14 protein-coding genes are annotated in these 19,272 nt (G+C 65.6%); 6 read left to right on the top strand and 8 right to left on the bottom strand.

What is annotated here, in order from left to right; genetic code table 11:
- Positions 1 to 357: 357 nt before the first annotated feature.
- The 7 genes from ACT4OC_RS26455 to hpaR all read right to left on the bottom strand — a co-directional run bounded on the left by ACT4OC_RS26455 (position 358) and on the right by hpaR (position 11,535).
- Complete coding sequence (locus tag ACT4OC_RS26455) at positions 358 to 1,236, bottom strand: transglutaminase family protein (RefSeq protein WP_444841993.1); 879 nt, start codon at positions 1,234 to 1,236, stop codon at positions 358 to 360.
- Entirely contained in the window at positions 1,233 to 3,758 is a 2,526-nt protein-coding gene (locus tag ACT4OC_RS26450; RefSeq protein ID WP_444841992.1) for a circularly permuted type 2 ATP-grasp protein, read from the bottom strand. Before ACT4OC_RS26450 ends, ACT4OC_RS26455 begins: the two co-directional genes overlap by 4 nt.
- A gap of 27 nt (positions 3,759 to 3,785) precedes the next feature.
- Positions 3,786 to 7,052, bottom strand: coding sequence for a transglutaminase family protein (locus ACT4OC_RS26445; RefSeq protein ID WP_444841991.1), 3,267 nt, complete (start codon positions 7,050 to 7,052; stop codon positions 3,786 to 3,788).
- A 219-nt stretch (positions 7,053 to 7,271) separates the two neighbouring features.
- Positions 7,272 to 8,795 carry a UxaA family hydrolase gene (locus tag ACT4OC_RS26440; RefSeq protein ID WP_444841990.1) on the bottom strand — a complete coding sequence of 508 codons (1,524 nt, stop codon included), beginning with the start codon at positions 8,793 to 8,795 and terminating at the stop codon, positions 7,272 to 7,274.
- A gap of 111 nt (positions 8,796 to 8,906) precedes the next feature.
- Positions 8,907 to 9,686, bottom strand: a complete 780-nt coding sequence (locus ACT4OC_RS26435) for an HpcH/HpaI aldolase family protein (protein WP_444841989.1) — start codon at positions 9,684 to 9,686, stop codon at positions 8,907 to 8,909.
- Positions 9,687 to 9,725: 39 nt separating this feature from the next.
- Positions 9,726 to 10,811 (bottom strand): malate/lactate/ureidoglycolate dehydrogenase, encoded by a 1,086-nt coding sequence (locus tag ACT4OC_RS26430; RefSeq protein ID WP_444841988.1) that lies wholly within the window; start codon positions 10,809 to 10,811, stop codon positions 9,726 to 9,728.
- 211 nt (positions 10,812 to 11,022) lie between these two features.
- On the bottom strand, positions 11,023 to 11,535 hold the full coding sequence (gene hpaR, locus ACT4OC_RS26425; RefSeq protein WP_444841987.1) for a homoprotocatechuate degradation operon regulator HpaR: 513 nt from the start codon (positions 11,533 to 11,535) through the stop codon (positions 11,023 to 11,025).
- 97 nt (positions 11,536 to 11,632) lie between these two features.
- Here hpaR and hpaH point away from each other — a divergent pair, with 97 nt between their 5' ends.
- From hpaH to ACT4OC_RS26395, 6 genes are all read left to right on the top strand, one after another.
- A complete protein-coding gene (hpaH, locus tag ACT4OC_RS26420) occupies positions 11,633 to 12,439 on the top strand; it encodes a 2-oxo-hept-4-ene-1,7-dioate hydratase (protein WP_444841986.1) in 807 nt (268 codons plus the stop codon).
- A gap of 34 nt (positions 12,440 to 12,473) precedes the next feature.
- On the top strand, positions 12,474 to 12,872 hold the full coding sequence (locus ACT4OC_RS26415) for a 5-carboxymethyl-2-hydroxymuconate Delta-isomerase (RefSeq protein ID WP_444841985.1): 399 nt from the start codon (positions 12,474 to 12,476) through the stop codon (positions 12,870 to 12,872).
- Positions 12,865 to 14,406, top strand: coding sequence for a 5-carboxymethyl-2-hydroxymuconate semialdehyde dehydrogenase (gene hpaE / locus ACT4OC_RS26410; RefSeq protein ID WP_444841984.1), 1,542 nt, complete (start codon positions 12,865 to 12,867; stop codon positions 14,404 to 14,406). Before ACT4OC_RS26415 ends, hpaE begins: the two co-directional genes overlap by 8 nt.
- A gap of 126 nt (positions 14,407 to 14,532) precedes the next feature.
- The gene (hpaD, locus tag ACT4OC_RS26405; RefSeq protein WP_444841983.1) at positions 14,533 to 15,516 is read left to right on the top strand and encodes a 3,4-dihydroxyphenylacetate 2,3-dioxygenase; all 984 of its coding nucleotides are present in this window, start codon (positions 14,533 to 14,535) and stop codon (positions 15,514 to 15,516) included.
- Between the two features lie 6 nt (positions 15,517 to 15,522).
- Positions 15,523 to 16,389, top strand: a complete 867-nt coding sequence (locus ACT4OC_RS26400; protein ID WP_444841982.1) for a fumarylacetoacetate hydrolase family protein — start codon at positions 15,523 to 15,525, stop codon at positions 16,387 to 16,389.
- Between the two features lie 17 nt (positions 16,390 to 16,406).
- A complete protein-coding gene (locus ACT4OC_RS26395) occupies positions 16,407 to 18,038 on the top strand; it encodes a thiamine pyrophosphate-dependent enzyme (RefSeq protein WP_444841981.1) in 1,632 nt (543 codons plus the stop codon).
- Here ACT4OC_RS26395 and ACT4OC_RS26390 read toward each other — a convergent pair.
- On the bottom strand, positions 18,035 to 19,258 hold the full coding sequence (locus tag ACT4OC_RS26390) for an MFS transporter (RefSeq protein ID WP_444841980.1): 1,224 nt from the start codon (positions 19,256 to 19,258) through the stop codon (positions 18,035 to 18,037). The genes ACT4OC_RS26395 and ACT4OC_RS26390 overlap by 4 nt on opposite strands.
- Between the last annotated feature and the right edge of the window lie 14 nt (positions 19,259 to 19,272).

Here is a 19,272-nt window from a genome sequence, read left to right as displayed (position 1 = left end):
GTCCTGGCTGTACCTGTCAAATCCGTGTGCGTTTTCTTACTACCGTTGCACACGGTGCTGCGGGCGCAGCCGGCGCCCGGCCTTCTCCGCGCCCTCTTTTCGAAGAGGGAGCAAACGAAATTGCAGAGCCCGGGCGAAAACGAGCCGCGGGAGTGTTTCCGGCTGTTTGAAATCTGAATCCGCAAACTCGATGTCGTCCCGTACAAGCGAGCTCTTGCGAGCGCGATACGGGACCCATAACCACGGGGCCTAGTTTTGCGAAGGCTGGGGCTCCAGCGCGTTCCAACAACGAGAGCCTGTGGTTATGGGCCCCGGCCTTCGCCGGGGCGACAGCGGTGGATGGCGCGCCCCGCCCCCTCACTCCACCGGCATCACGTCCACTTCCACCCGCAGCTTCTGCTTGCGGGAGCCGACGATGATGCCGTCGACCGGTGAGACGTCGGAGAAGTCGCGCCCCATCGCCACCACGATGTGGTCGTTGGCGATCATCAGATCGTTGGTGGGATCGAAACCGACCCAGCCGAGATCGCCGCCGCACCACACCGAGACCCAGGCGTGCGTGGCGTCGGCGCCCTGCAGTCGCGGCTTTCCCGGCGGCGGAATGGTCCTGATGTAGCCGGAGACATAGGCCGCCGGCAGGCCGAGGCCGCGCAGGCCTGCGATCATCACATGAGCGAAGTCCTGGCAGACGCCGTGGCGATTCTCGAATACCTCCTTCAGCGGCGTCGAGATCACGGTGGCCTTGGAATCGTACCTGAACTCGTTGCGGATGCGCCGCATCAGGTCGGCCGCGCCGGCAACGATGCCGCCGCCGTGCGGAAAGCTCGCACCGGCATAGGCCGTGACCAGCGGCAATACCGGCACCAGCGAGGAGGCAAAGACGTAGCCGACCGGCGATGACGGGCCGAGGCTTGCCGCGGCAAATGCCAGCTCGCGCACCTGCTCCCAGGAGGGGCTGTCCGCCGCGCGGTCGAAGCTGCGCCGCTCGACCGCGACGCGCGAGCGGGAGTCGATGCGCAGATGCCGGTGCGCGGCCTCGATCAGCACGCTCTCGGTCGGCGTGCCGTAGAAATCCCGCCGCACCGTGCGCTCGGCCGGCCGCGGGCGGATGTCGATGCTGTGCGAGATCAGCGCCTGCCCGTCGCCGTTCTTCGGCTCCAGCCGCAGCGAGCAGCGCGCAAAACTCACCGAGCTCTCGTAGGAATAGGAGGTGACGTGGCGGATATCGTAGATCACGCGAGCCCGGTCAGCTTTTCCGGCCGGCTGGCATTCGGCCCATGCGGGAAGTAGTGCAGGCCGATGGCGTCGGCGAGCTGCAGCATCTCCTGTTCCAGCGCAAACATCGCCTTCGCATCGAGCGAGGCGACCTCTGCCGTGGTCAGCGCCGATTGCACGGCAACCGCCAGCCGCTGCGGCCGCTCGATCATGCCGTACTCCTTCAGGCTCGGCAGCGCGGCGATGTGCTCGTTGAGCGCATGGATCTGGAACGCCACAGAGCGCGGATTATAGGTGTCGAGCACGACGAGATCCCGGATCGGCGCCAGCAGCGGCCCGACCAGATAGCGCGAGCGGTAGGTGATCTGGCAGTCCACCAGCGTCAGCAGCGTGTCGAGATCCTCGTCGCCCGCCTCGTCATAGGCGAACTGGCGGGCGAAACGCATGGTGTTGATGGCGCGCTCGACGCGGCGACCCATGTCGAGGAAGCGCCAGCCGGCGGCGCGGTTCATGTTCTCCTGCGCAAGGCCGGCGAAGCTGGCGAGATCGCGCAGGATCAATTCGGCGGTCGAGACCACGCCGTCGTCGTCGTCGATCTCCCAGGCGAGCCGCTCGCTCATTTCGGTGATCACCTGCCAGGCATCGGGCGACAGGCGTTCGCGCAAATAGGTCGCGGTGCGCAGCGCGGTGCGGATCAGCGACAGCGCCGAGCCGAAACGCTCCTCGCTCTGCAGCGCTTCGGCGGCGACCTTGGCCGATTGCGAGCGCGAGGTCTGCGTCGCCGCGCCCCAAGTGACGAGCAGGCGCTGGATGCGCTCGACCGACGGCAGCGCGCTTTGCGAACGATCGATCCTGGCGGGATCGCGCAGCGACGAGCCGAGCACGTGGATCAGCCGCAGCGTCGCCTCGGCGCGCTCGAGATAGCGGCCGAGCCAGAACAGGTTGTCGGCAGCGCGGCTCGGCAGCACGCCGGCGATGCGGCGGACGCGCACGGTATCGACGGCCGGCAGCAGCGTCGAGGCGTGCACCGCCTTGTCGGAGACCACCCAGACGTCGGCGGCGCGCGCGCCGTCCCCCATCGAGATGGCGCGCGCATCGGCCTGCTCGGCAATGCGGCAGAAGCCGCCGGGCATCACGATCCAGCCGTTCTTGGTCGCGGCGGCGAACACGCGCAGCACGAATGGCCGCGGCGTGACGCGGCCATTCTCCCAGACCGGCGTGGTCGAGAGGCGCACCATCTCCTGTCCGACGAAATCGATGCCGCGCTCGCCGATCGCGCCCACCAGGCGCTCGCGCTCGGCCGCCGGCAACTCGCCCGGCAACACGGGGTCGTTGCCGTGGAAGCCCGGCACGCCGCGGCCATAGGCGCCCTCGATGGCGAACTCGTCGAGCCGCGACAGCACCTCCTCGCGCGCCGATTTCTGCCCGCACCACCAGGTCGCGATGTGCGGCATCATCAGCTCTTCGCCGAGCAGGCGCCACGCCAGCCCCGGCAGGAAGCCGAGCAGCGCCCTCGCCTCCAGCACGCCCGAGCCCGGCATGTTGGCGACGACGACGCCGCCCTTGCGCACGACGTCGATCAGGCCGGGCACGCCGAGATGCGAGGAGGCGTCGAGCTCGAGCGGGTCGAGCGAGTTGGAATCGACGCGGCGCAGCAGCACGTCGATCCGCTTGAGGCCGGCGACGGTGCGGATATGGATGCGGTCGCCGCTGACGGCGAGGTCGTCGCCCTCGACCAGCATGAAGCCGAGATAGCGCGCCAGCGTCGCGTGCTCGAAATAGGTCTCGCTGAAATTGCCAGGGGTCAGCAGGCCGATGCGCGGCTCATCGCGATCAGCGCTGGCCCGAAGCGAGTCGCGGAACGCCTCGAAGAACGGCGCGACGCGCTCGACGTTCATCGACTTGTAGAGCGTGGAGAAGGCGCGCGACAGCACCAGGCGGTTCTCCAGCGCGTAGCCCGCGCCGGATGGCGCCTGGGTGCGGTCGCTGAGCACCCACCAGCGCCCGTCGGGGCCGCGGCCGACATCGGCGGCGTAAAAATTGAGGTAGCGCCCGCCCGGCGGCTTCACGCCGCAGACCTCGCGCAGATATTCGCCGCTGCCGGCGATCGCCGCGGCCGGGACCGCGCCCTGGGCCACCAGCCTGCCTTCGCCGTAGACGTCGCGCAGCACCATCTCGAGCAGCTGCGCGCGCTGGGCGATGCCGGCGGTGAGTTGGGCCCAATCGGCTTCGTCGACGATCAGCGGCAGATGGCTAAGCGGCCAGAGCCGGTCGGCGGTATCGCCGGGGGCGCGGTAGGTGACGCCGGCCTCGCGCAGATGGCGGTCGGCAGAGGCGAAGCGGCGCTCGATCTCGCCCGGCGACATCGCGGCAAAGGCGTCGAGGAACCGGCTCCAGGCCGGCCGCGGGCTACCGTCGGGACCGAGATATTCGTCCGGAATGCCCGGCAGGCGGGCATAATCGCGGGTCCACAGCGCAATGCGGCGCTGGCCCGGCCGCGGCGCCTTGCTCTCCTGACCCTGTTGCTGGCCGGCTTGTCCCATCCGACTCTCCTGCATTCCCGGGCATCTTCAATGCAGGAGCGGCGTGCGCAAGTCGAGGGTCAAGGGGAATTCCAGGGAACGTTCCTCGGGCGGCGGATCGACTTTTCCCGGGGTGTGGCCGTGGTCCTGGAAGCGGGCCAGCCGGCGGGCCTCGGCCTCGTAGGAGTTGACCGGCTTGGTCTCATAATTGCGGCCGCCGGGATGGGCGACGTGATAGACGCAGCCGCCGAGCGAGCGGCCGTTCCAGGTGTCGATCAGATCGAACGTCAGCGGCGCGTGCACGGGAATGGTCGGGTGCAGGCCCGAGGCCGGCTGCCAGGCCTTGAAGCGCACGGCGGCGACCGCCTCGCCGGCCTGGCCGGTGGACGTCATCGGCATGCGGCGGCCGTTGCAGGTGACGACGTGGCGGCCTTCGACGAAGCCGTTCGCCTTGACCTGCAGCCGCTCCATCGAGGAATCGACATAGCGCACGGTGCCGCCGGCCGAGCCCTCCTCGCCGAGCACATGCCAGGGCTCCAGCGCCTGCCGCAGCTCCAGCGCAACGCCGCCATGATGGACGCGGCCGAACACCGGGAAGCGGAATTCGAGCTGTGCGGTGTACCACTCGGAAGAGAATTCGTAGCCGGACTGCTTCAACTCCTCCAGCACGCCCAAAAAATCCTCCCAGAGAAAGTGCGGCAGCATGAAGCGGTCGTGCAGCGTGGTGCCCCAGCGCACGAACTTGCCGGACTGAGGCTCGCGCCAAAGTTTTGCGATCAGCGCGCGGATCAGGAGCTGCTGCGCCAGCGACATGCGGGGATCGGGCGGCATTTCGAGCGCACGGAATTCGACGAGGCCGAGCCGGCCGGTCGGCCCATCCGGCGAGAACAGCTTGTCGATACAGATTTCGGCGCGGTGGGTGTTGCCGGTGATGTCGACGAGGATGTGCCGGAACAGCCGGTCCACCAGCCACAGCGGCGCCTCCACGTCCGGCGGCGGCACGTGGGCGAGCGCGATCTCGAGTTCATAGAGACCATCATGCCGCGCCTCGTCGATGCGCGGTGCCTGGCTGGTCGGGCCGATGAACATGCCGGAGAACAGGTAGGACAACGAAGGATGACGTTGCCAGTAGAGCACGAGGCTCCTCAAAAGATCCGGCCGGCGCAGGAACGGCGAGTCCTCCGGCTTGCTGCCGCCGACCACGACGTGGTTGCCGCCGCCGGTGCCGGTGTGGCGGCCGTCGATCAGGAAACGGTTGGCGCCGAGCCGCGTCTTCGCAGCATCCTCATAGAGACCGAGCGTGATGTCGACCGCCTCGCGCCAGCTCTGCGCCGGCTGCACGTTGATCTCGATCACGCCGGGATCGGGCGTTACCTTGATGACCTCGATGCGGGGATCGTAGGGCGGCGCGTAACCCTCGACGTGAACCTGGACTTGCAGTTCCGCGGTTGCCACTTCGACGGCCGCGACCAGCTCGAGATAATCCTCGACACGCTCGACCGGCGGCATGAATACGCAGAGCACGCCGTCGCGAAGCTCCACCGACATCGCCGTGCGCACCGGCGGCGGCTCGGGCTCGTCCGGCTCCGGCGGCTTCGCCTTGCCGTCGAATGCGCCGAATTCGTCGCGCGGCGCCATCGGATCGCACTCGACGACGTAAGGGTAGTCGTCCGGCGGCACATGTTCGAGAGAGGCGATCGGCAGGCGGAGGCCGAGCGGCGAGTCGCCCGGCGAGAGGAACAGGTGGCTGCGCCGCAGCTTCCAGCGCTCGCTGCGCCAGCGCGCAGGATGGCGGCCAGAAATCGGATTCCAGCGCTGGATCGGCAGCACGTAACCCTTCGGCGAATTCAGTCCCTGGTCGAACACCCGCACCATCCGTGCCCGTTCCTCCGGATCGGCGAGCCTGGAATCGTCGGGGCTGACATTGGCCGGCAACGCAGCTTCCCGCTCGATCCAGTGCGCGGGGTCTTCATAGGCCGGCATCACGTATTGCGCAGCCAGCCCAAGCCGCCTCGCCGTACCCTCGGCCAGTCGCGCGGCATCGGCAATGCAGGCCTTGCGCACGCCTTCGATTCCAGCGATCAGGTCCGCATTCTTCCAGATCGGAATTCCGTCCTTGCGCCAATAGAGCCCGAATGCCCAGCGCGGCAGGCTTTCGCCCGGATACCACTTGCCCTGCCCGAAATGCAGCAGCCCGCCCGGCGCAAAGCGGTCACGCAGCTTGCGGATCAGTTCATCGGCGAGTGTGCGCTTGGTCGGACCGATTGCGGCGATGTTCCATTCCGGCGACTCCATGTCGTCGATCGAAACGAACGTCGGTTCGCCGCCCATGGTGAGCCGCACGTCGTTCGCCCTGAGATCGGCGTCGACCTGCTCGCCCAATTGGTCGAGCTTCGCCCAGGCTTCGTCGGAATACGGTCTCGTGATGCGCGGCGCCTCGCGAATGCGCTTCACGGTCATCTCGAAACCGAACTCGACATCCGCAAAGCCGGCGCTGCCGGACACCGGCGCCGCCGAGCGGTAATGCGGCGTGGCGGCGACGGGGATATGCCCCTCCCCCGTCAGCAGGCCCGAGGTGACGTCGAACCCGATCCAGCCCGCGCCGGGCAGATAGACCTCGGCCCAGGCGTGCAGATCGGTGAAGTCGTTCTCGACCTCGCGCGGCCCCTCCAGCGGATCGATATCGGGGCGGAGCTGGATCAGATAGCCCGACACGAAGCGCGCGGCGAATCCGATGTGGCGCAGCAGGTGAATGAGAAGCCACGCCGAATCGCGGCACGATCCCGATCCCTTCGCCAGCGTCTCCTCCGGCGCCTGCACACCGGGCTCCATGCGGACGATGTAGCGCACGCGCTTCTGCAGATTGGCGTTGAGCGCGACCAGGAAATTGACCGTGCTGTCCGCCTCGGCCGGCAGGTCTTTCAGGAAGGCGTCGAACAACGGCCCCTGCGCCTTCGTCGCAAGATATGGCGCAAGCTCGGTCCTCAGATCGCTAGAGTACTGAAATGGATAGGAGCTGGCATAGGGCACGACAAAGAAATCGAAGGGATTGACCACCGTCATCTGCGTCGTGAAGTCGACCTCGATCTTCAGCTCCGTCGCCTTCTCCGGAAAAACGAACCGCGCAAGCCAGTTGCCCTGCGGGTCCTGTTGCCAGTTCACGAAGTGATTGGATGGCGTGACCTTGAGCGAATAGCTCAGGATCGCCGTGCGAGTATGCGGCGCCGGGCGCAGGCGGATGGTTTGAGGGCCGAGGTCGATCGGTCGGTCGTATTTGTAGTGCGTGACGTGATGCAGTGCGACGTAGATCGACACGGGAAGGGCCACTCCAGCAGCTTTTTTGAGCAGAACACTGCGGAAGGCGCCGATCAAGCACTAACAACGGGCACGGGGTGCCTATGGGGCGGGCGGGATGGGTCGAACCTCCTCCGTCATTGCGAGCGAAGCGAAGCAATCCATAGCGCCATTCGCCGAGGCATGGATTGCTTCGTCGCTGTCGCTCCTCGCAATGACGGCTGGGTCAGCCGCCTCGCCTCACATCGTCGCCCCGAGCACCCAGGGCGCGAACTCGGCGCCGCCGAAATCGAAGCTCTCGCTCTTGGTTGGCTGGCCGGAAGCCGTCCTCAGCATCAGCTCGAAGATGCGCTGGCCGCATTCCTGCACGGTCTCCTCGCCGTCGAGGATGGTGCCGCAATTGACGTCCATGTCGTCTTCCATCCGCTTGAACATCGGCGTGTTGGTGGCGAGCTTGATGGAGGGCGCTGGCTTGCAGCCGAACACGCTGCCTCTGCCTGTCGTGAAGCAGACCAGATTGGCGCCGCCCGCCACCTGCCCGGTTGCCGCAACGGGGTCGTAGCCGGGCGTATCCATGAACACAAAACCCTTCTTGGTGATGGGCTCGGCATAGTGCAGCACGTCGACGAGGTTGGTGCTGCCGGCCTTCGCCATCGCGCCCAGCGATTTTTCAAGGATCGTGGTGAGGCCGCCGGCCTTGTTGCCCGGACTCGGATTGGCGTTCATCTCCGCGCCTTCGCGCTGGGTGTATTCCTCCCACCAGCGCATCAGGCCGACGAGCTTTTCACCGACCTCGCGGCTGACCGCACGACGGGTGAGCAGATGTTCGGCGCCATAGGTCTCGGGCGTTTCCGAGAGGATGACGGTGCCGCCGTGGCGCACCAGCAAATCGCTCGCCGCGCCCAGTGCCGGGTTCGCCGACACGCCGGAATAGCCGTCGGAGCCGCCGCATTGCAGCGCTACCGTCAATTCGCTTGCCGGCACGGACTCGCGCTTCACCTTGTTGGCATCGGTCAGCGCTTCCTTCACGAAGGCGACGCCCTTCTCCACGGTCTTGCGGGTGCCGCCGACTTCCTGGATGTCCATCGCGCGCAGGCGGCCGGCGAGCTTCTGCTCTTCCATCAGCCCGCCGATCTGGTTCACCTCGCATCCCAAACCCAGCACGATCACGTGGGAGAAATTCGCATGCCGCGCATAGCCGCCGAGCGTGCGGCGAAGCAGCGCCAGCGGCTCGTTCTGCGTCATGCCGCAGCCGGTCTTGTGGGTCAGCGCCACCACGCCGTCGACATTGGGGAAATCCGCCAGCGGATTGTCGCCGTTGAAGGGATTCTTCTTGAACATGTCAGCGACGATGCCGGCGACATGGGCGCTGCAATTCACCGAGGTGAGGATGCCGATATAGTTGCGGGTCGCCACTCGTCCATCGGCGCGGCGGATGCCGTCGAAGGTCGCGGGCAAGTCGAAATTCGGCACCGGCTTGACGTCTACACCATAGGCATAGTCCTTGGCGAAATCGCCCATGCCGCAATTCTGTGTATGGACGTGCTGGCCCGGCGAAATCGGCGCGGTGGCAAAGCCGATGATCTGGCCGTAGCGACGCACCGGCTCGCCGGCCGCGATCGGCCTGATCGCAACCTTGTGGCCGGCGGGAATCCGCTCGACCGTGGTGACACCATCGGCGACCACAAGCCCCGGCGGCAGGCTCGATCGCGCGATCAAGACACCATCTTCGGGGTGCAGTCGGATCACGGGTGCCGGGGTCATGAGAACTCTCCTTCGGAGGCGCGAATAGCGAATGGCGAGTGGCGAATAGTAGACCCTATTGCGCCGCTCCCTATCCCCTATTCGCCATTCGCTACTCGCTATTCGCGTTGCTCAAGCTTTTCCGCCCGACTCCTTGCGAGTCTGGTTCACCTGCATCTTGGCGTAGGTCATCATCAGGCCGCTCTCGTTCGAGAGCGTGACGAGCTTGAAGCCCATGTTGATGGCGCGCACCGCGCCTTCCGCGCCGGAGCAGTGGATGCCCGGATTGAGGCCGCGCTTGCCGCATTCCTTCACGATCTTCTCGTAGATCTTCAGGATCTCCGGCTCGGTCCGATCGAGCTTTGGTTCAAGACCGTAGGAGAAACCAAGATCGGACGGACCGATATAGACGCCGTCGATGCCTTCGACGTCGAGGATCGCTTCCATGTTCTCGACCGCGGTCTTGGTCTCCATCATCGGCAGCAGCACGATCTCGTCATTGGCCGTCTTCTGGTAGGTGCCCGCAGAACCGTACATGCCCGAGCGGATCGGACCGTTGGAGCGCACACCCTTCGGCGGATACTTTGCGTAGGAAACGAGATTCTTCGCTTCCTGCGGCGTGTTGACCATCGGGCAGATCACACCATAGGCGCCGCCGTCGAGCACCTTACCGATGATGCCCGGCTCGTTCCAGGGCACGCGAACCATCGGCGTCACCGGGTGGCCGTTCATCGCCTGGAAACACTGCACCATGGAAAGATAGTCCTGTACGCCATGCTGCATGTCGACGGTGACGCTGTCGAAGCCGCATTGCGCGATGACTTCGGCGGAGAATCCCGACGGGATCGCAAGCCACGCGTTTACCACGGCCTTGCCGGAAGCCCAGACCTTCTTGACGTTGTTGTTAGCCATTTATCGCATTTCCTTGTGATGCAATCGATTCGGAATGATTTAGCTGGTGGCCCGCTGAATGCTGACTTCGCTAACGCCGACCTCGCGCGCAGTGTTGACGATCGCGGCCCAGGTATCGTCGGGCAGCGGCACGCCGTTCGCGGTCCGCTCGGTGCGGGTCTTGCGTTCGGGGTCGCCGGGGATCAGCACCTGGTCGACGCCGGCGACGGGCTTGGTCGCTCGGATAAAATCGGCATAGCGCGTGATCTCGCCGTCGAAGTAATTGGAAGTGTCGACCACCTTGGGATCGATATAGAAAGACAGCATGCCGTTGGCGAAGCGCCGGCCGCCCGAGGTGGCGCCCGTGCCGGTCAGCGCACCGCCGAGCAATTCGCAGATGAAGGCAAGGCCGGAGCCCTTGTGCTCGCCGAAGGCACGAATGGCGCCGGTGCCCCTGGTGTGGTCGCGTGGGCCGTCCGGCGTGTAGGGACCATAGAGCACGCTCGGCTCCTCGCTCAGCGTGCCGTCGGCATCGATCAGCGCACCGTTCGGCAATTTCTTGCCGCCGCGGCTGGCGACGAGCACCTTGCCCTCGGCGACGATCGAGGTTGCGAAATCGAGCACGATCGGATCCTGTCCTGCACGCGGAATGCCCACGCAATAGGGCGCGGTCGAGAGCCGCTTCTCCACCCCGCCGAATGGAGCGACCAGCAAGGAACCCGCCGCATTGACGAAGTGCACCGAAACAAGGCCTTCGGCGGCGGCCATCTCCGCCCAGTCGCCGATGCGGCCGATATGGCCGGCGTTGCGCAGCGCTACCGCGGCAAGCCCCGCCTTCCTGCATTTCTCGATGCCTGTCTTCACCGCGAACGGCGCAACGGTCTGGCCATAACCGAACCTGCCATCGACGACGGCCAGCGACGGCGTATCGACGACGATCTCGGCGGTCTGGTTGGGAACCACGTTGCCCGTCTTCTTCCACCTGACATAGACGGGCACGCGGATCACGCCATGGCTGTCATGACCGGTGAGGTTCGCCGTGGTGAGATAGGTCGCGATGCGCCGGGCTTCCTCAGGTGAGGATTCGGCGTGGGAAAAAACGTCCGCGACGAAATCGATGAGGTTGTTGACCTTGATAGTGACCATGTCCGGATATTCAGTCGTGTTTCCTGCCGGTCGGCCGCCTCGCCAATCGCGGCAAACCGTATTCCCCGCGCCGGTTTTGCTGACCGGCTTGGCCGGCACTTTGAGCGAAAAATCGCGCGCGTGTCCACTGCTCAAGCCGACATTGCCGAATGATCGCAATCATTTGCAGTCAGGCTATGCAGCGCGCTGGTAGCTTCATGCGAAATTGCATTCACTCGCCCTCCGCCTCGCTGTCGGCGCCCTCCATGTCGGAAAGGCTCTGTTCCAGCATGCCGAGCATCTCCTGTAATTCGGAAAGCCGGCGCGCGCCGAAGCGGCGGGTGATCTCGGCGTATATCGCCTCCGAGGTCGGGGCCACCGCCTCGATCAATTTCAGTCCCTTGACCGAAATCGAGACGACGGCGCGGCGCTGGTCGGCTTCATCGGTCCGGCGCTCCACCAGCTGGCGTCCTTCGAGGTCGCGCAGGATGCGCGACAGGCTCGGGCCGAGCAGGAAGGCCATGTGCGCAAGCTCGGTGACCTCGATGGCCTCCACGGCCGAGAGCGCGCGCAGGATGCGCCATTGCTGCTCGGTCAAGCCATGGTTGCGCAGCGACGGGCGGAACTGGCGCATGACCGCTTCGCGGGCCCGCAGCAGCGACATCGGCAGCGAGCGCGAAAACTCGCGCATCGGCAGTCGGCGGGCCTCGGCATTGGAATCGTTGGACGATTTCTGGCGCGCCATGGGGTTCACATTTGCGCTGCAGCACGCAGCAATAGGATTTGCAATAAAACACTTAACATGTTAATCATCTCCTCGCATTGCCTATTAGCGGTCCCACATGGCCCTCTCGCAAGACGAAATTCGCAGCGCCGCCGAACGGCTCGACCGCGCGGAGAAAACGCGCAGGCAGATCCGCCAGCTCTCGCTGGATCACCCCGGCATCAGCATCGAGGATGCCTATGCGATTCAGAAGGCCTGGGTCGAGATGAAAGTAGCTGCCGGACGCGCGGTGAAGGGCCACAAGATCGGCCTGACCTCGAAGGCGATGCAGAGCGCACTCGACATCGGCGAGCCGGATAGCGGCATCCTGCTCGACGACATGTTCTTTGCCGATGGGGGCCTCATCCCCTCCGACCGCTTCATTGCCACCCGCGTCGAAGCCGAGCTTGCCTTCGTGATGAAGCAGCGGCTCTCAGGGCCGGACTGCACGCTATTCGACGTGCTCAATGCGACCGACTTTGTCGTACCAGCGCTGGAAATCCTCGACACCCGCGTCGAGCGCGTCGATGCGCAGACCAAGGCGACGCGCAAGATTTTCGATACCATCGCCGATAACGCAGCAAACGCCGGCATCGTGCTCGGCGGCCGGCCGATCCGCCCGCTCGATGCCGATCTGCGCTGGATCGGCGCGCTGTGTTACCGCAACGGCCAGCTGGAGGAGACCGGCCTTGCCGCCGGCGTGCTGAACCATCCCGCCACCGCGGTGGCATGGCTTGCCAACAAGATCGCACCGAATGGGCTGGCGCTCGAGCCGGGCCAGGTGGTGCTGGCAGGATCGTTCATCCGCCCGATCGAGACCCGCAAGGGCGATACGATCCAGGCAGACTACGGCCCCTATGGCTCGGTAAGCTGTTACTTCGCGTGAACCGCGCGACAAGAAGAATCGGGAGCGAACCGCAATGCCGCATTTCACCATCGAATACTCCGCCAATCTCGACAAGCGCGTCGACATGGCCACCGTGGTCGAGCTGGTGCGCAAGGCGGCGGTTGAGACCGGCATCTTCCCGATCGGCGGCATCCGCGTCCGCGCCGTCAGATGCGAGCACTACGCGATCGGCGATGGCAATCCGCAGTTCGGTTTTCTCTCGATGCTGCTGCGGCTCGGCGAGGGTCGCGACCTCGCGGCGCGCAAGAAGGCCGGAGAGCATATCTTCAAGGCGCTGTCGGCCCATCTCGATCCGATCTTTGCCGCTAGCAAGTTCGCCCTGTCGTTCGACATGCTGGTCAACGACAAGGAAACCAGCTGGAAACGCAACAACATCCACGACGCCCTGAAGGTGGAGACTGCCCATGGATAAGGTCACCCCGAAATCCGCCGACGTCTTCCAGGCCAACCGCGATCGCGCGGAGCCGCTGCTGAAGAAGCTGCGAACCGAGGGCATCGGTCATGTCATCGACGGCAAGACCGTGCCGTCGATTTCAGGCCAGACCTTCGAGACGAAGTCCCCGGTGGATGGCTCGGTGCTCGCCAGCGTTGCCCGCGGCAATGCCGAGGACGTCGATCGTGCCGCAACCGCAGCGTCGCTCGCCTTCAAATCCTGGCGCGATCTGGCGCCGGCGATGCGGCGCAAACTTCTGCATCGGGTGGCCGACGCGATCGAGGACAATGCCGACGATATCGCGGTGCTGGAATGCATCGACACCGGCCAGGCCCACCGATTCATGGCGAAAGCCGCGATCCGTGCCGCTGAAAATTTCCGGTTCTTCGCCGACAAATGCGGAGAAGCCCGCGACGGCCTCAACACGCCGAGCGAGGAACACTGGAACATCTCCACCCGCGTGCCGATTGGCCCGGTCGGCGTCATCACGCCGTGGAATACGCCGTTCATGCTCTCGACCTGGAAGATCGCTCCGGCCCTCGCGGCCGGCTGCACGGTCGTCCACAAGCCCGCGGAATGGTCGCCGGTGACGGCGGACCTGCTGGCGAAGCTCGCCAAGCAGGCCGGCCTGCCCGACGGGGTACTCAACACCGTGCACGGATTTGGCGAGGAGGCGGGCAAGGCGCTGACCGAGCATCCCGCCATCAAGGCGATCGGCTTCGTCGGCGAAAGCACCACGGGTTCGGCGATCATGGTGCAAGGCGCGAAGACGCTGAAGCGCGTGCATTTCGAGCTCGGCGGCAAGAATCCCGTGATCGTGTTCGACGATGCCGACCTCGATCGCGCCCTCGATGCCGTGGTGTTCATGATCTATTCGCTGAACGGCGAGCGCTGCACCTCCTCCAGCCGGCTGCTGGTACAGCAAAGCATTGCGGACAAATTCGTCGAGAAGCTTTCCGCACGCGTGCAGAAGCTGAAGGTCGGACACCCGCTCGATCCCGCCACCGAAATCGGTCCGCTGATCCATGAGCGGCACCTGGCGAAGGTTTGCTCCTATTTCGATGTCGCCAAGCAGGATGGCGCGACCATCGCCGTCGGCGGCAGGCCGCATGACGGCCCCGGCGGTGGGCATTATGTGCAGCCGACGCTGGTCACCAACGCGAGCGCGAAAATGCGCGTCGCGCAGGAAGAGGTGTTCGGCCCGTTCCTGACCGTCATCCCCTTCCGCGACGAGGCTGACGCGATCGAAATCGCCAACGGCGTGCAGTATGGCCTGACCGGCTATGTCTGGGCCGGCGACATGGGCCGTGCGCTGCGCGTGGCCGACGCGATGGAAGCCGGCATGATCTGGCTCAACTCGGAAAACGTCCGCCACCTGCCGACGCCGTTCGGCGGCATGAAGGCTTCAGGCATCGGCCGCGACGGCGGCGACTATTCGTTCGACTTCTACATGGAAACCAAGCACGTCTCGCTCGCGCGGGGCACGCACAAGATCCAGAAACTGGGAACTTGAAACCGTCGTTCCGGGGCGATGCGCAGCATCGAACCCGGAACCTCGAGATTCCCCGATGCGCAATTGCGCATCTGAGGTCTGGTCCTTCGGACCATCACGGAATGACAACGATCAATCGAGGAAACCATGCCCGCTCCGAAACACGTCTTCGACCCGCCGTTCAACGTCATCCGCTCCAGCCATGCCGTGCTCGATGTCACCGATCTCGACACCAGCCGCGAATTCTACGAGACCACGGTCGGCCTGCATGTCGAGGATCGCGACGACAAGGCCGTCTACCTGCGCGGTAGCGAGGAGCATCAGCACCACTCGCTGGTGCTGCGGAAAGCAGCCGTGCCCGCCTGCAACCGGCTCGGCTTCAAGGTCGGCAATGATGCCGACCTCGACAAGGCCGCCGCGTTCTTCTCCGCCAACGGCATCTCTCATGCCTTCGTCGATCAGCCGTTCCAGGGCCGCACGCTGCATTTCACCGATCCCTTCGGCTTCCAGATCGAGCTCTACGCCACGATGGACAAACGTCCGCATCTGCTCCGGCGTTACGACCTCTACAAGGGCTGCCATCCGCAGCGGCTCGATCATTTCAACGTGTTCGCCGCAGAGGTTCAGGGCACCGTCGATTTTTACGCCCGGCTCGGCTTTCGCCTGACCGAATATGCCGAGGAAGACGGGCCGAACGGCCGCATCGCCGCCGCCTGGCTGCACCGCAAGGGCAATGTGCACGACTTTGCCATCACCAACGGCAAGGGCCCTCGCCTGCACCACTTCGCCTATTGGGTGCCGACCGCGATGAACGTCCTGCATCTCTGCGACGTGATGGCGTCCAGCGGTTACGTGAAGAACATCGAGCGCGGGCCCGGCCGCCACGGCATCTCCAATGCGTTCTTCCTTTACGTGCGCGATCCCGACGGCCATCGCCTCGAGCTCTACACCAGCGACTATTTCACCGGCGATCACGACCACGAGCCGCTGCGCTGGTCGCTGCGCGACCCACGCCGGCAGACGCTGTGGGGCGCGCCCGCGCCGCGCTCATGGTTCGAGCAAGGCTCGCCCTTCACGGGACAAACCGTGCGTGAGCCGCAATTCGTGGCCGACGTGCTGGTGGCGGACTAACGCGCCATGACCGCCCCTCGCCTCGCCACCTATGCCGTCAGCGGCATCGCCAAATACGGCTTCGTCACCGACCGCGGGATCGTCGATCTCTCGGCGCGCTTCGACTATCCGACGCTGCGCGAGGCGATCGAGGCCGGCGCTCTGATGAAGCTCGCCGATGAAGGCGCAAGGCACTCGCCCGACCACGCGCTCGCCGATATCAGCTGGCTGACGCCGATCCCGGCGCCGGAAAAGATCATCTGCATCGGCGTGAACTATCCGGACCGCAATGCCGAATACAAGGACGGCTCGGACGCGCCGAAGTATCCCAGCATGTTCATGCGCACGCCTCGCTCGTTTGTCGGCCACAACACGCCCCTGGTGCGTCCGCGCGCCTCGCAGCAGCTCGATTACGAGGGCGAGCTCGTGATCGTGATCGGCAAGGCTGGCCGGCACATTCCGGAGGACAAGGCGTTCGACCACATCGCGGCGATCACGCTGTGCAACGAGGGCACGCTGCGCGACTGGGTGCGGCACGCCAAGTTCAACGTGACGCAGGGCAAGAATTTCGATTCCACAGGCAGCCTGGGACCATGGCTGGTACCGTACACCGATCACGCCCAGATCGCCGACATCCGCTTGACAACACGCGTCAACGGCGAGACCCGGCAGGACGACCGCACCGGGCGGCTGATCTTCGGCTTCCGCTATCTGCTCAACTATATTTCCACCTTCACGACGCTGGTGCCGGGTGACATCATCGTCACGGGCACGCCAACCGGCGCGGGTGCGCGATTCGATCCGCCGCGTTACCTGAAGCCCGGCGATGTCGTCGAGGTCGAGGCCGAGGGAGTCGGCATCCTGCGCAACGGCGTCGTCGACGAAACTCCTTGAGACGATTGGAAAGTGCAATGAGCGTAGCTTCGGGTGGAGAGGCGATCGTCAACGGCCTCGTGGCGCATGGCGTCGATACCGTATTCGGGCTGCCTGGCGCGCAGATCTACGGCCTGTTCGACGCGTTCCACCAGGCGCAGCTGAAGGTGATCGGCGCGCGGCACGAGCAGGCCTGCGGCTACATGGCGTTCGGTTACGCCCGCGCCAGCGGACGGCCGGGCGTGTTCAGCGTGGTGCCGGGTCCCGGCGTGCTCAACGCGAGCGCGGCCCTGCTCACCGCCTTCGGCTGCAACGAGCCGGTGCTGTGCCTGACCGGCCAGGTGCCGACGCAGTTTCTCGGCAAGGGCCGCGGGCATCTGCACGAGATGCCGGATCAGCTGGCGACGCTCCGCTCATTCGTGAAATGGGCCGACCGTGCCGAATACCCCGATGTCGTACCCGCGATGGTCGGCCGGGCCTTCCAGGAAATGCTGTCGGGCCGCCGCGGCCCGGCCTCGCTGGAAATGCCGTGGGACGTGTTCACCCAGCGCGCCGAGGTCGGCAAGGCGCGGGTGTACGAGCCATTCCCGGCCGCGCTGCCCGATCCCGACCACATCAAGGCGGCTGCAGCGCTGATCAAGGCCAGCAAGAACCCGATGATCTTCGTCGGCAGCGGCGCGATCGAATCCGGCGAGGAAATCCTGGAGCTGGCGGACATGATCGACGCCCCGGTGGTCGCCTTCCGCAGTGGCCGCGGCATCGTTTCCAACGCGCATGAGCTCGGGCTCACCATGGCGGCTGCCTACAAACTGTGGCCGACAACCGATCTGATGATCGGCATCGGCACGCGCATGGAATTGCCGGCGTCGGGATTCCGATGGCCGTACCAGCCGCCCGGCCTGAAGACGATCCGCATCGACATCGATCCCGTCGAGATGCGCCGTGTGGTCTGCGATGCAGCGATCGTCGCCGATGCCAAGGCGGGCACTGCCGCGCTGGCGGACGCCGTGAAGAAGGCCGGCTTCAGCAAGACCGCCGGCCGCCGCACCGCCATTCGCGAGGCAACGGCCGCGGCCGAGCAGGAAATCCAGCGCATCCAGCCGCAGATGGCCTACCTGAAGATCCTGCGCGAGGTGCTCCCTGCGAATGCGATCGTCACCGACGAGCTGTCGCAGGTGGGCTTTGCCTCCTGGTACGGCTTTCCGGTGTATGAGCCGCGCACCTTCATCACCTCGGGCTATCAGGGCACGCTCGGCTCGGGCTTTCCGACCGCACTCGGCGCCAAGGTCGCCCATCCCGACCGGCCGGTCGTGGCCATCACCGGCGACGGCGGCTTCATGTTCGGCGTGCAGGAGCTGGCAACGGCCGTACAGTTCCGCATCGGCGTGGTGACGCTGGTGTTCAACAACAACGCTTATGGCAATGTGCGGCGCGACCAGCGCGAGCGCTTCGACGGGCGCGTGGTCGCCTCCGACCTCGTCAATCCCGACTTCGTCAAGCTTGCGGAATCCTTTGGCGCGGGAGCTGCGCGCGTTACCTCGCCCGATCAATTCAAGCCGGCGCTGGAGAAGGCGCTGGCGGATGGCGGGCCTTATGTGATCGCGGTGGAAGTGCCGACGGACTCCGAAGTCAGTCCCTGGGCGTTCATTCACCCGGCCAAGCCCTCCTAGCCGCGCTGCGCCTGCAAGCGCGACGCCGCAATCACGAGCAGCCCCGCCCCGGCCACCGCCCAGCAGGCGACCGGCGCCCATTGCAGCAGCGGCGCGTATTCCGGCAGCTTTTGCAGCCCGCCGGCCACTGCCGCCATCCGCGCAAAGGTCGCCAGTGCCAGCGCCGAGAAGACGAGGCCCACGACCTTGCCCTCCGCGCCGGTCTCGCCGATCGCAAGCGCCGCGGAGACCGCCGCCATCAGCATGCAGCCCCAGGCCGCACCTGCAAAGAACTGTGCAACGATCATGACATTGAGATTGCCTGCAAGCTCCGCGCCGATCACCGCAAACGCCCCGAGCAGGCCGGCAGCGCCCATCACGATCAGCCCGCCGCGGTGCTTGACCACCACGCTCGCGGGGAACATCGCGATGTTGAAGCCGATCCAGAACACCGGCATCAGCCATTGCAGATCGGCGGCCTGCGCAAAGCGCAGGTAGAACGGCGTGCTGTTGATGGAAAAATGCAGCTGATAGCCGAGCGACAGGATCAGCATCGAGCCAATGAAGAAGATCGGTATGGCGCTCAGCGGCTTGGCCGGCTCGGCGGGCTTTGCGGGAGCCTCTTCCGCGATATCGCGCTCGACCTTCGCGAGCGCCAGCGTCGTCAGCAGCAGCACTACGCCTGATAGCACGAAGGGCCACCGGGGATCGTGGTTCTTCAGCACCACCCCGAGATAGGGCGAGACCGCGCCGGCAAGCCCATAGCCCAGCATCGCCAGCGCCGACAGGAACGGAATCGCCGGCTTGGCGCGATGCTTGCCGAGCAAGGTCAGCGGCGGCGCGCGCAGCGCCGAGGAAGTGATCACCCAGATCACGATCAACGCGATGAACCAGGCCTGCGCGCCCGGCCCGGTGCCGGCGACAAAGGGCAGCGCGACGAAGGCCGCGCAGGAGATCGCGGTCAGCACGCCGACGAACACGCTGAGCCGCCCGACCAGCTTTGCGACCCGGTCGGCGGCAACGCCCATGGCGGTGTCGGAGATGGTGAAAATCGCCTGGTCCAGCATCAGGATCAGGATGACCGCCGACGGCGCGATGCCGACTTGGGCGGCGAGTTTTGGCAGATAGATGACGTAGGTGGTCCAGCCCAGCGTGAACACGAGCTGCAGCACGGCAAGATAAATGCCGGTGCGGCTGGCGGCGGTGCTGGCGGTATCGGCCTTGAGCTCGGTTGTCGTCATGGAACCAGAATAGA

The sequence above is a fragment of the Bradyrhizobium sp. genome (assembly GCF_052389815.1).
Classification (GTDB): Bacteria; Pseudomonadota; Alphaproteobacteria; order Rhizobiales; family Xanthobacteraceae; genus Bradyrhizobium.
Note: the sequence above shows the minus strand (reverse complement) of the source record. Positions and strands in the feature narration are given on the sequence as shown.

Bases quoted from the DNA above. Each gene is read 5' to 3' on its own strand.
- ACT4OC_RS26435 (WP_444841989.1), bottom strand. From the start codon at position 9,686: ATGGCTAACAACAACGTCAAGAAGGTCTGGGCTTCCGGCAAGGCCGTG.
- hpaE (WP_444841984.1), top strand. From the start codon at position 12,865: ATGGATAAGGTCACCCCGAAATCCGCCGACGTCTTCCAGGCCAACCGC.
- ACT4OC_RS26415 (WP_444841985.1), top strand. From the start codon at position 12,474: ATGCCGCATTTCACCATCGAATACTCCGCCAATCTCGACAAGCGCGTC.
- hpaD (WP_444841983.1), top strand. From the start codon at position 14,533: ATGCCCGCTCCGAAACACGTCTTCGACCCGCCGTTCAACGTCATCCGC.
- ACT4OC_RS26400 (WP_444841982.1), top strand. From the start codon at position 15,523: ATGACCGCCCCTCGCCTCGCCACCTATGCCGTCAGCGGCATCGCCAAA.
- hpaR (WP_444841987.1), bottom strand. From the start codon at position 11,535: ATGGCGCGCCAGAAATCGTCCAACGATTCCAATGCCGAGGCCCGCCGA.
- ACT4OC_RS26450 (WP_444841992.1), bottom strand. From the start codon at position 3,758: ATGGGACAAGCCGGCCAGCAACAGGGTCAGGAGAGCAAGGCGCCGCGG.
- hpaH (WP_444841986.1), top strand. From the start codon at position 11,633: ATGGCCCTCTCGCAAGACGAAATTCGCAGCGCCGCCGAACGGCTCGAC.
- ACT4OC_RS26440 (WP_444841990.1), bottom strand. From the start codon at position 8,795: ATGACCCCGGCACCCGTGATCCGACTGCACCCCGAAGATGGTGTCTTG.
- ACT4OC_RS26390 (WP_444841980.1), bottom strand. From the start codon at position 19,258: ATGACGACAACCGAGCTCAAGGCCGATACCGCCAGCACCGCCGCCAGC.
- ACT4OC_RS26395 (WP_444841981.1), top strand. From the start codon at position 16,407: ATGAGCGTAGCTTCGGGTGGAGAGGCGATCGTCAACGGCCTCGTGGCG.
- ACT4OC_RS26430 (WP_444841988.1), bottom strand. From the start codon at position 10,811: ATGGTCACTATCAAGGTCAACAACCTCATCGATTTCGTCGCGGACGTT.